Annotated in this window: 11 protein-coding genes; all 11 read left to right on the forward strand. The window is 45.4% G+C overall.

Going from position 1 to position 12417, the window contains the following annotated elements; translation table 11 throughout:
• The first annotated feature begins 3 nt into the window (after positions 1–3).
• The 11 genes from ACFOEK_RS13205 to ACFOEK_RS13255 all read left to right on the forward strand — a co-directional run bounded on the left by ACFOEK_RS13205 (position 4) and on the right by ACFOEK_RS13255 (position 12400).
• Positions 4–1074: a hypothetical protein gene (locus ACFOEK_RS13205; protein WP_386721704.1), complete on the forward strand. Its 1071-nt coding sequence runs from the start codon at positions 4–6 to the stop codon at positions 1072–1074.
• A gap of 55 nt (positions 1075–1129) precedes the next feature.
• Positions 1130–2584, forward strand: a complete 1455-nt coding sequence (locus ACFOEK_RS13210) for a flavin-containing monooxygenase (protein WP_386721706.1) — start codon at positions 1130–1132, stop codon at positions 2582–2584.
• Between the two features lie 222 nt (positions 2585–2806).
• Positions 2807–3469 carry a CsgG/HfaB family protein gene (locus tag ACFOEK_RS13215; protein WP_386721708.1) on the forward strand — a complete coding sequence of 221 codons (663 nt, stop codon included), beginning with the start codon at positions 2807–2809 and terminating at the stop codon, positions 3467–3469.
• Positions 3470–3593: 124 nt separating this feature from the next.
• Positions 3594–3947, forward strand: a complete 354-nt coding sequence (locus ACFOEK_RS13220) for a DUF4810 domain-containing protein (protein ID WP_386721710.1) — start codon at positions 3594–3596, stop codon at positions 3945–3947.
• Positions 3947–4630 (forward strand): DUF799 domain-containing protein, encoded by a 684-nt coding sequence (locus tag ACFOEK_RS13225; protein WP_386721712.1) that lies wholly within the window; start codon positions 3947–3949, stop codon positions 4628–4630. The genes ACFOEK_RS13220 and ACFOEK_RS13225 overlap by 1 nt, the downstream gene beginning before the upstream one ends.
• Positions 4631–4916: 286 nt before the next feature.
• Positions 4917–6818, forward strand: coding sequence for a hypothetical protein (locus ACFOEK_RS13230; RefSeq protein ID WP_386721714.1), 1902 nt, complete (start codon positions 4917–4919; stop codon positions 6816–6818).
• A gap of 188 nt (positions 6819–7006) precedes the next feature.
• Positions 7007–8005, forward strand: coding sequence for a metalloregulator ArsR/SmtB family transcription factor (locus tag ACFOEK_RS13235; RefSeq protein WP_386721716.1), 999 nt, complete (start codon positions 7007–7009; stop codon positions 8003–8005).
• 65 nt (positions 8006–8070) lie between these two features.
• Positions 8071–9282, forward strand: coding sequence for a methionine adenosyltransferase (gene metK, locus ACFOEK_RS13240; RefSeq protein WP_386721718.1), 1212 nt, complete (start codon positions 8071–8073; stop codon positions 9280–9282).
• Between the two features lie 58 nt (positions 9283–9340).
• Positions 9341–10738, forward strand: coding sequence for an adenosylhomocysteinase (ahcY, locus tag ACFOEK_RS13245; RefSeq protein ID WP_386721720.1), 1398 nt, complete (start codon positions 9341–9343; stop codon positions 10736–10738).
• A gap of 181 nt (positions 10739–10919) precedes the next feature.
• The gene (gene metF, locus ACFOEK_RS13250; protein WP_386721722.1) at positions 10920–11765 is read left to right on the forward strand and encodes a methylenetetrahydrofolate reductase [NAD(P)H]; all 846 of its coding nucleotides are present in this window, start codon (positions 10920–10922) and stop codon (positions 11763–11765) included.
• Between the two features lie 230 nt (positions 11766–11995).
• Complete coding sequence (locus ACFOEK_RS13255) at positions 11996–12400, forward strand: hypothetical protein (protein WP_386721724.1); 405 nt, start codon at positions 11996–11998, stop codon at positions 12398–12400.
• The last annotated feature ends 17 nt before the right edge of the window (positions 12401–12417 follow it).

Genomic DNA, 12417 nt, shown 5'->3' on the forward strand with positions numbered 1-12417 from the left:
CCCATGTTATTGAACGCCTTCAAACCAGCTATCGTAACCGGCTTGGCAGCAAGCCTCTTAACATTGGTCGGTTGTGTTCCAAGCTCACAAGGCCAATATGATCACATCATAAAACTGGGGGAGCGTCCGCTGCCTGAGTCACAACATATTCCCACTGATGCAGAGCTAGCAGGCAATCCAACCAACGTCTGGGTCTATATCGAAAGTAATCGCAGAACCGATAAGCTTGATATTGAAGATGAAATTCTCAGTCGCTGGGTAGAAGCCATGCGCAAAAGTGGCATTACCCTTCATAGCCCACCAAAAGATTCCATGGGCTATTTAGGCCAGATTTATGGCAAACGATCTCCGAACCAAACCACCCTGAAAGAACTGATCCAGCAAGCAGGATACAGTAGCTCCGGTGAATACCTGGGTCGTCAAACCGTCGATTACGTGGTGGAAGTCAAAGTCAACCGCTCTACCTATGAAGACAGCTACTCTGCACCGACTTACATCCCCTTCATGGATCCTAAACGTCCTGGCAGTTGCGACTACGAAATGGAAGCGCATCTCGACATCAACATCAAACCATTACCGGAATATCGCACGCTCAAATCCTACTGGCTGGAATCTCAAGAGTCAGACGATCTTGAAGGCTTTAATTGTCCCCCACGTAGCCATCACAATGCGAAGAACCTCTACAAACAGATGCGTAAAGACATCCTTGAACAAATCGGTGAATGTGGTGGCGTTGCCTTACAACGATTTCTCGCCCCCACTGGCTACATTCTTAATTATTTCAGCGATGGTAAAGACCACATTTTTGACATCTCTGGCGGTACAGCAGCCGGCTTCCAGTCCGGCCAAAATCTCAAAATCTACCGCATTGATGCTCTCGGTAAGCACCAAGGCGATTTACTCGGTGAAGCCACCGTCGAAGAAGCTAAACCTAAACACAGCCTGATCAAAGTCAGTGATCCAGAGTTAATCGAACAAATTCAAAAGTACGATCTGGTCAAGGTTGAAAACGGCAATCTACTGAGCAATACCTATAACACCGTCAATTGCTCGGGAAATATTACGGAATTGTAGAAATACTGCAGAGAATCCCAATCCCTTTAAATAAAAATAATAATAGGAAAATAACATGAGCATCGAATACAAGGACGTCGTCATCATAGGGGCTGGATTATCTGGTATTGGCGCAGCTTGTCACCTAAGAAGGAACTGTCCCAATAAAAGCTTAGCGATTCTCGAAGGACGAACTCAAATGGGCGGGACCTGGGATTTATTCAAGTACCCGGGTATTCGCAGTGACAGCGACATGTACACTTTGGGGTATAACTTCAAACCCTGGACCGATCCTCAAGCCATCGCAGATGGCCCCGCAATTCTAAAGTACATCAAAAACACCGCCGAAGAATTCGACCTAACCAATCTTATTCGCTATCAACACAAAGTCACTCACATCCATTGGGACAGCAATACGGCGCGTTGGACGATATCCATCGAGACCAATGGTCAGAGCAAACAAATCCGTTGTAATTTCCTTATAACCTGCACTGGCTACTATAACTATCAAGCTGGTTACACTCCGGAATTTCCTGGTCGTGAACACTTTCAAGGGAGCTTTATCCATCCTCAACATTGGCCTGAACATCTGAAATATCAAGATAAAAAGATCGTAGTCATTGGCAGTGGTGCGACCGCCGTAACACTGGTACCAGAACTTGCAAAACAAGCTCAATCAGTCACTATGCTGCAACGCAGCCCTTCGTACCTCACCACTCTGCCGAGAGAAGATCAGCTACTCAATATGATGCGAAAATACCTGCCGGACAACTGGGTTTATCGCTTTGCTCGCACTCGTAACATCGGCATTACCATGGCGTTCTACAACTATTGTCGAACCTTCCCGAACAATGCCCGAAGCTTCATTTCAAAAATGGCCAAAAAAGATCTGCCGAATGACTTTGATATGAAACACTTTTCTCCCAAGTATCAGCCTTGGGATGAGCGCGTCTGTGTTGTCCCTGACAGCGACATGTTTAAAGCCATCAAACAGGGCAATGCCGATGTAGTCACCGACACCATTCACACCTTTACTGAGAATGGTATTAAATTAGCCTCCGGCAACACCTTGGAAGCCGACATCGTTGTCAGCGCCACAGGCTTAGACATTCAAATTATGGGAGGTATAGAGGTATTGGTGGACAACCAACCTTATGACTTCTCTCAAAAGATGATTTATCGCGGCGTGCTGTTTGAGGACTTACCCAATCTGGGCATGATCTTCGGTTACACCAATGCCTCCTGGACTCTGAAAGCCGACCTAGTCAGTGAATATATGTGTCGAGTCATCAATCATCTGGATAAGTCTGACACTGTAATGGCAGTACCTAAAGACAACCAATCCATGAAACACATCCCCTTTATGGACATGACCTCAGGCTATATCCAACGAGCACTTAATAGAGCGCCCAAACAAGGTGAAAAACTGCCTTGGCGTTTATACCAAAATTATCTGAAAGATATGCTGATGCTGCGTTACGGCAAGCTGAATGATGGGGTGTTAGAGTTCAATAAAATAGTTGAAAAATAGACGCCCCCCTCTAAAACGCTTAAAGTCGTTCCCAAATACACTCTATTTTCCGCACAAAAATTAACGACATAAGGCCCCGACCTTTAGTTGTCCAATCGCACATGGAAAGTGCATCTATCCTATATCTTCACACTCTCAAGAATTCTCTTTGTTTTTTTAGTATATACAAAACGAATTTAACGCTATTCTTGCCGCGAAAATTAAGACCTAAAGGAGCCTACAATGAAAGGACAAAACATTTTCACAGCTATCATTCTTACCTTTTTTATGACGGGTTGTGCTACAGAAAGTCATCGCGCAGTTGAAATACAGAAAGTTGCCACTTACAACACTGCATATACAGGAAAACGCAGCACTCTTGTTGTGGGAGGCTTTTCAAATAAGTCCAACTACATGCAAGGATTGTTTTCCTCAAACATAGACCGCTTAGGCAACCAGGCAAAAACCATTCTCAAAACTCACCTACAACAATCCAACCGTTTCAATCTTATGGATAGAGACAACATGGAAGAGTTAAAACGAGAAGCTGAGCTTTCAGGTGTAACACAGAAAATTACAGGCTCTCGTTATGTACTTACCGGCCACGTAACTGAATTTGGCCGTAAAGTAACAGGGGACAGACAACTCTTTGGTATTTTAGGCCGAGGTAAAGAGCAAATTGCTTACGCAAAGATAACCCTGCAAGTGATCGACACCCACACCAGCGCGATTATTTATTCTACCCAAGGTGCAGGTGAATATTCTTTGAGCAATCGAGAAGTTATTGGTTTTGGCGGAACCGCAGGTTACGACGCGACACTTAATGGCAAAGTGTTGAACTTCGCTATCACCGAAGCGGTGAATGCTTTCGTTCGCGATCTGGATGCAAACGTAATCGAGCTGTAATACGTCCAAATAGAAACATCAAAGAAGACAAACGAGTGATTGGGAAGTGCGCCTGATCACCTTCTAAAAATAACTATAAGCGCACTAACACAACAAACATTGATATAGCACTTAGGACTAAGTAATGAAGAATAAACTTTGGCTGCCAGCAATCGTGCTGGCATTCATGACTGGCTGTGCAACCAGTCATAAAACTCTCTACCACTGGGGAGAGTATGAAACCTTATTACTGGATATGTACACCAATCCAGGTGAAGTAGATAACTACACACAAATCACCAAAATTAATGAAAGTATTGCTTATGCAGAAAGCAAAGGCTTAAAAGTAGCTCCGGGTATCTATGCTCACTTAGGTATGATTTATGCGAAGAATGGCGATATGCCTAATGCCATTTCGGCATTCGAAAACGAAAAGAAATACTATCCGGAATCTGCCACATTTATTGATGGCATGCTAAGCAGAGCGAGTGCCAACTAATGACAAATTTATATCGCACCAACTATGCATCATTGCTTAAAGCACTTATTATCAGCCTAACGATTCTGGCAACTGGCTGTGCTGTTCAACAACCGTATGACTACACGGCACTTAAAGCGAGCAACCCTAAATCTATTCTAGTCATTCCACCAGTTAACCAAACCGTTGAAGTGAGTGCGCCATATATCTTGCTTTCTACGATCACCTTTCCACTAGCAGAAAGAGGGTACTATGTTTACCCAGTTGCGGTAGTTGATCAACTCTTAAAAGATAACGGCTTACCTACGCCAGCTGAAATGAACCGCATTCCGTTGGATAAAATTGATGAAATCATTAACCCTGATGCGGTACTTTACATCACTATCGATAACTGGGGACAAAGCTATCAGTTGATTCAATCAGTAGCTACTGTCTCCTCATCATGGAAACTGGTAGACACCAAAACAGGTCAGACGCTATGGGATGGTAAAGCCTTTGCCCAACAAAAATCTGGCGACGGTGGTGGCGGCATCGTTGGTATGCTTGTAAGCGCAGCAGTAGAGCAAGTAGCCAGCGCTATGGACGATAAGACACCTCGTTTATCTCGCTTTGCTAACTCAGCAGCGGTCAACAACTCTCACAACGGCTTATTGCCAGGTCCGTACGCTCCAAAGCCTGAACCTAAAGAATCAGAAACACCTTAAGAAACTGTATAAAAAGCAGCTTGCATAAAACCTACAAAAAACGCATCCATCGAGATGCGTTTTTTGTATAAAGCTTTAATATTCGTACCAACCCAACCTTCCACAATTCAGCGATAGTGAAATTTTAGTAAAATCAAAAACGTTACGAATCTAAGCTGGTTTTTTCTTTGCCTGCTCGGACATAAAAAGTTAACAATATAGGCATCATTATTTACTCTAACTGGCTTACAATACCATTTCACCCGGTTAGGACCTTATTTCGGAAAGTTTATAGCAAGGAGAACATATGGCGTTTGATTACGGATCAATAGATCTGGGATTAAAGAATCCTTTTAAAGCAGAAGGTTACGTCACAGCAGTACGTGGACTAATACAAAGCGGTCTAGGTATCTTTCTGCTGATATTAGCAGCAGGAAAAGTAAAAGAAGACGCAGCCAGTGGCTGGATCTTAATGCTATTCGGCGTGGTCACGCTAGGCTTGGGCATTAAATCGCTGTCGTCCGGCATTTATGCAACCCTGAGATACTTTGTTGGCCGCAACCACCCAACGTCTCTGGCCCTAAACTACAGTAAGTCCGAAAGTTCAACCGCTGCAGAAGAAAAGCCCTACGTTGCCTACACCGCCAAAGACCTAGAAGAAATGCTGGTCGGCCGTAAAAACACTACCTTTGTAGAACCACAAGGGTTCCTTGCCCGCTTGCTCCATAGCCTGTTACCGAAATTGCTTTTTATGCCGTACCCGATTCGCAACATGGCTCAAAGACTGTTTGGCGCTTGGATCAGCACTCTGGTTGCACTGTGCGCGTATGGCTTGGTGGCTTTCATCTCCCTGGCCGGATTTGCAGGAAGCGTCGGCGAGTTAATCTTCCCGGTTTATTCTGCAGTCTTGATGATGTATATGCTGCTAACCTGGAGAGCAGCTGGTAAAGCCATTTCCCGCAAAGCAGAGACACAAATTGAATCCCTGGGCAGCGGAGCCTTGGTAAAGATCATTAGCATGTCTTTGATTCTGCCTGTGCTCATCGGCGTATCTGCGTCCTGGGTCATTAACCAGACGCGACTTACCCCCGAAGACATTTCTCACTGGTTAGAAATAATCCCAAGTTTTCATGTTGGCGCCTACCTTATTGGCATTCTAGCCATCGCCGCTGCTTGCAGTAGTGCATTGCTGATCATGCTGAAAAAACGTCTAAACGCCATCATCAGCAAGTCAGAGGTCTCCGAGCTCAGAGAAAACTGGCAAGAATCTGTTCATCCAAACGAAATATTCATTAACCTGGATAACCTAGTAATGGCTAATCGTCGTTACAAGGAAGTACCCAACCGAGTGTACCGAGAGCTTGACCCTGAACTAAACGAACAAGTGGATGGTAAAGGCGGCTTCAAAGGCGAAATGATCCAGGAAGTTCAGCCGAAGGTTAAACCCCTTGAACTCGGGGCACTCTTCACCAAAACCCGCTTTATCGCTTTGCTAACGGGCAATGTGCTTTTTGTATTAGCTTCCATCCTATCCGTCTTTTTGGCTTTCTCATTGATTGATGTTTACCAACAGGGCATGACTGTCGCGGATAGCATCAAGAATCTCTCCATCGACCAAATTCAATCCACCCTGGATGTAGTAGTGGTGTCCTTACACCTGTTTGTCATTGGCGTACTGGTGAAATCTTTTGCTGGCCTACTCAGCAACACAGCACATTTATTCTTTGCGGAAATGCAGTTTGAATCCATGCTGATCTACTTTAAGTGTGAAGGCACCTTTACCGAATCAAAAATCTCCACCGGTACTGGCATTCACGACAGCACCCGTTCTGAAAATGTGTTAGTTCGCAGCAGCATCACTCCATGGGTGATTGTCTCGCGTATCGTTTCTACCACCTTTGCCTCCACCGGCATGCGAAATCTGGAATTCCCACGTTACATTCTGGAAATGCACAAGGACGAGCAAGAACTTCAGGAAATCAAACAAGACGTCATCGGCTTCCTGAAAGACAGAGAATCCATTGCCGCCATCACCAGCGAGCGTGATTTAGGTAATGCCTCTCAGATTCATCAGCTCAACCAGCAAACCCGTGCAATTCCTACCGAGCAACGCCTGGCGCATGATGAAGAAGCAGCCGGCTTCCTTGAAAAACAAGCCGAGATAGAAGCGGAAGGCGCCGACCTATCAACAGATACGGATAAAAATTAAGCCTTTGCTTACATCTTTCATATTGCGAACAAAGTGCTATCGAAAAGCCTTTGAGGGTGCTCAGTACAAACTACTCTCAAAGGCTTTTTCTTATCTGTAGGATATTTATCTCGCCAGATGCAAATCTATATCAAAAAATTTCGATATAGATCTTGACCTCACACTTCAGAGTGCTAGTCTAGTTCCCCATGAACTTAACTAGCCCATCTGCAGAAGCGAATCAAAACGCTTCTATCGACACCGCCAAACTTGCGCAACTGTGTAAAGCAAGTGCTGATCCATTACGTCTGGATATTCTTCGTGCATTACGTGACGGATCATTTGGGGTGATGGAGCTGTGCAAAATCTTTGATGCCAAACAATCCGGCATGAGCCACCACTTAAAAGTGATGGCCACCGCAGGCTTGGTGGAAACTCGTAAAGAAGGTAATTCAATTTTTTACCGCCGCACCACCAATCTTGAACAACATGCACTGAAACCTTTGATCGACACCTTATTCGTGTCTGTGGATCAAACGGTATTACCTGAAAGTATCCAGCAACGTTTATCGGAAACCTACGAAGAGCGCGCTCAATTATCGCGTCAATTCTTTGAGAAGAACGCCCTGCGCTTCCGGGAACAGCAAGACCTAATTGCCAGCTGGAAAGATTACGGCCCGTTCACCTCGGATCTGATTCGGGATCTCACGCCACAAGGTGATCAACTGGCCATCGAGTTTGGCCCAGGCACGGGTGAGATGTTAGTAGAACTGGCCGAAAGCTATGACCAGGTGGTCGGAATCGACACCTCGGAAGAAATGCTTGCTCAAGCACGTGCTACGGTAGCAGAAATCCACAACATAGATTTACTCCACGCCGATGCCAGCAGCCTAAAAAGTGCCGATCAAGCCAATCTTGTGGTCAGCAACATGGTACTTCACCACGTACCTGCCCCAGAACAATTGATCGAATCAGCCGCATCGTCTTTAAAAGACAACGGCTACTTATTAATTACTGAATTATGTGCTCATGACCAGAAGTGGACGCAAGATCATTGCGGCGACCTATGGCTAGGCTTTGAGCAAAGCGACATCGATCGCTGGGCCAACATTGTTGGTTTAACACCTGAGAGCCAGCAATTCCTGGCACTGAGGAACGGTTTTCAAATTCAAGTGTTGATCTACCGGAAGTTGTCTACTCCGAACTAATTCAACATGCGGTTAACCTGGATCGAGCAGGTAATACGATCCCTAACAATAAAAAGGATATAGGAATGAGTGAATACAGCATTTTTACCTCTGAATCAGTATCAGAAGGTCATCCGGATAAAGTTGCCGATCAGATCTCTGATGCGGTACTTGATGCCATTATTGCACGTGACCCATATGCACGTGTTGCGGTTGAAACTCTGGTTAAAACAGGGATGGCAATCGTAGCCGGTGAAGTAACCACTGCTTGTTATGTGGATCTTGAAGACATCGTTCGTGATGTGATCACAGGCATTGGCTATAACAGCTCAGACGTTGGTTTCGACGGTGCAACTTGTGCTGTGCTTAACGGTATTGGTAAGCAGTCTGTTGACATCAACCAAGGTGTTGACCGTGCTAAGCCTGAAGACCAAGGTGCCGGTGACCAAGGTCTAATGTTCGGGTATGCAACTAACGAAACACCAAGTCTAATGCCAGCGCCTGTGTATTACGCGCATCGTTTGGTTGAACGTCAATCTGAACTTCGCACCAACGGCACTTTGCCTTGGTTGCGCCCGGATGCTAAATCTCAGGTCACCATTAACTGGGAAGGCGACACCCCTAAGATTGATGCCGTCGTTCTTTCTACCCAGCACGATCCAAGCATTTCTTTGGAAGATCTACGTGAAGCCGTACTTGAAAACATCATCAAGCCAGTACTTCCAGAAGAGTGGCTAACATCAGATACCCTATACCACATCAACCCAACTGGTAACTTCGTTATCGGTGGCCCAGTAGGTGACGCAGGTCTGACAGGACGTAAAATCATCGTTGACACCTACGGCGGTATGGCTCGTCACGGTGGTGGTGCATTCTCTGGTAAAGATCCATCAAAAGTAGACCGTTCTGCAGCGTACATGGGTCGTTATGTAGCTAAGAACATTGTAGCGGCAGGTCTAGCAGACAAGTGTGAAATCCAGGTGTCTTATGCAATTGGTGTGGCAGAGCCAACGTCAATCTCTGTAAACACCTTCGGTACTGGCAAGTTGACCGACATCGAATTGGCGAAAGTGATTCGTGAAGTCTTTGACCTTCGCCCATACGCGATTCAGAACCAACTTGAGCTGCTAAACCCTATGTATCAAATCACAGCCGCCTATGGTCACTTCGGTCGCGAACCGTTCGAGCATACTTATACTTACATTGACCAAGGCGAAGAGAAGTCTAAGACCTTCACTGCCTTCACTTGGGAAAGAACCGACAAAGTAGATGAGCTGAAAAAAGCAGCTGGTCTTTAATAGCGAAAGAACATTATCCAAGCCTGAGTAACTCTCAGGCTTTAAAAAGGAAAAGAACATGTCATTTACCGATTACAAAGTAGCAGCACAAACGCCAGAAGCATTCGAAGCGGATGCAGCATGGGGCCGTAAGGAAATTCAAATCGCTGAAGGTGAAATGCCAGCATTGATGGCGCTTCGTCGTAAGTACAAAGCATCACAACCTCTGGCGGGTGCCAAGATCATGGGTTGTATCCACATGACCATTCAAACCGCCGTTTTGATTGAAACCTTGGTTGATCTGGGTGCGGACGTCCGTTGGTCTTCTTGTAATATCTTCTCTACTCAGGATCACGCAGCCGCAGCGATCGCAGCCGCAGGTATCCCTGTTTTCGCGTGGAAAGGCGAGACAGAGGAAGAGTTCTTGTGGTGTATTGAGCAAACCATTCTTTCTGAGAAAGATGGCAGCGACGTTTGGGATGCGAACATGATCCTTGATGATGGCGGCGACCTAACTGAAATGGTTCACAGCAAGTACCCAGAACTTCTAAAAGACATCCACGGTATTTCTGAAGAGACGACTACTGGTGTTCACCGTCTGCTGGAAATGATGGAAAAAGGCGAGCTGAAAGTGCCTGCAATCAACGTAAACGATTCAGTCACTAAATCTAAAAACGACAACAAGTACGGCTGCCGTCACTCTTTGAACGACGCCATCAAGCGTGGTACTGACCACCTTCTTTCTGGTAAGAAAGCACTTGTGATCGGCTACGGTGACGTAGGTAAAGGGTCTGCGGCGTCTCTTCGTCAGGAAGGCATGATCGTTAAGGTAACCGAAGTTGATCCAATCTGTGCGATGCAAGCCTGCATGGACGGCTTCGAAGTAGTATCACCGTACATCGACGGCATTAACACCGGCAAACTAGACGGTATCGACAAAGACCTTCTTGGTAAAACAGACCTCATCGTCACTACTACCGGTAACGTTAACGTATGTGATGCCAACATGCTTCAAGCGCTTAAGAGCGGTGCAGTGGTATGTAACATCGGTCACTTCGATAACGAAATCGACACAGCGTACATGCGTCAGAACTGGGAGTGGGACGAAGTTAAACCGCAAGTTCACAAAATCTACCGTGACAAAGCCGCTGACGATCATTTGATTCTTCTTTCTGAAGGTCGTCTGGTTAACCTAGGTAATGCTACCGGTCACCCAAGCCGTATCATGGATGGTTCATTCGCTAACCAGGTATTGGCTCAAATTTACCTATACGAGCGTAAATTTGCGGATCTAATGGAAGCAGAGAAAAAAGAAAGCATCTATGTGAAAGTGCTACCTAAGAAACTGGATGAAGAAGTAGCAAAAGACATGGTTGAAGGCTTCGGTGGTGTGATCACTCAATTGACCACAGACCAAGCAGCCTACATCAATGTGGATGTTGATGGGCCGTACAAGCCAGAGTCTTACAAATACTAATTTGTTGAGCCTACTGCGCTTATAGATTCTTTGTTAAAAACTTCTTTGGCTTGCTCATGTACAGCAGTACACTCCGCCACCAAAGAAGTTTTTGCCTCGAATCTAAGTCGCTCGCTACGGCTTTAGCTATACCGTTACGAGCGAAACTCTAGAATGATTGAATGACAGATTGAGAAAAATTATGAGCGATTTCAGATTAAGTTTTGAGTTCTTCCCAACAAAGACGGAAGAAGGCCACAAAAAGTTATTAGCAACACGCGATATGCTGGCAACTGAAATGCCTGAGTTTTTCTCAGTGACTTACGGTGCGGGTGGCTCCACACGCGACCGTACTCTAAGCATCGTAACTGAAATGAACAGCATGGGCATTCCTGCAGCCCCTCACCTATCTTGTGTGGGTGATTCAAAAGCTGAAATCCGCGACTTGCTGAATATTTATAAAGAAAACGGCATTAACCGTATTGTGGCACTGCGTGGTGATTTGCCATCCGGTATGAAGGCATCATCAGGTGAATTGCGTTATGCCAATGAACTGGTTGAGTTCATTCGTGAAGAAACCGGCGATCATTTCCAACTGGAAGTCGCGGCCTACCCTGAAATGCACCCACAAGCTCAAAACTTTGAAAACGATCTTGATAACTTCGTTCGTAAAGTCGAAGCGGGCGCAAACTCAGCCATTACCCAGTATTTCTACAACATCGATTCCTTTTATTATTTTGTAGATCGAGTTCAAGCCAAAGGCGTTCAAATTCCAATCGTGCCGGGCATCATGCCAATTACTAACTACAGCAAGTTAGCCCGCTTTTCTGATGCGTGTGGTGCAGAAATTCCACGCTGGATTCGTAAACAACTTGAAGCTTACGGCGACGACATTGAAAGCATTCAGAAGTTTGGTGAAGAAGTGGTCACAGAAATGTGCCAAGAGTTGGTCGATCAAGGCGTACCAGGATTGCACTTCTATACATTAAACCAAGCGGCACCGAATTTAGCGGTATGGCGTAATCTGGAGCTTGGCGAAGACGCTTAAGACACGCTCATAGAATTCATTTTCCGTTTAACAGTTTATTTGTCGATCCACGAATAAACTGTCTTCCAGGCAGAACTGGTGATCCCAGCTCTGCCTTTTTTGTGCTTCTTATCTGTAGGGACTTTGTGTAGAGTGTTGGTAGCTATGTTGAATCAAGAGAAATTCCTTCTCATCTATTTGCCATAAACGCCTGTTTCAAAGACGTTTTTACTACAGGAACGCTATCAGCCATGAAACTGACCATCAAAGGAAGTATCGGAGAATCTAACGTTGATCTAGAAGTAGAGATCCAAGACAGCGATTTCCAGCAAGCGGTTAGCCTGCTTAAAGATACCAAAATAGAGCTGGTCAAAAACAACGTTGAAAAAACCTCGCAAGAGCAAGAATCTGCGCTGATTAAGAGTCGACCTGAAGCTAAAAGCTCCGAATTGGCTCTATCTCTCAAATACATTGAACAAAAGAAAGAAGTTAGCCAGTACCAACTGATTGATCATCTCGCCGATGAAGGCCACCGAGACGCCAATATTAAACGCGCCATTATGTGGTTAAAGCACCATGCCGACATCAAAGTCGATACCGTTTCCAAGGGTGAACACAGTCAGTACTACGTGTTTCGTTGGAATCCCAGCCATTAATGCTTGGAGTGTTTAGT

The sequence above is a fragment of the Litoribrevibacter euphylliae genome, from assembly GCF_042646085.1.
Classification (GTDB): Bacteria; Pseudomonadota; Gammaproteobacteria; order Pseudomonadales; family Litoribrevibacteraceae; genus Litoribrevibacter; species Litoribrevibacter euphylliae.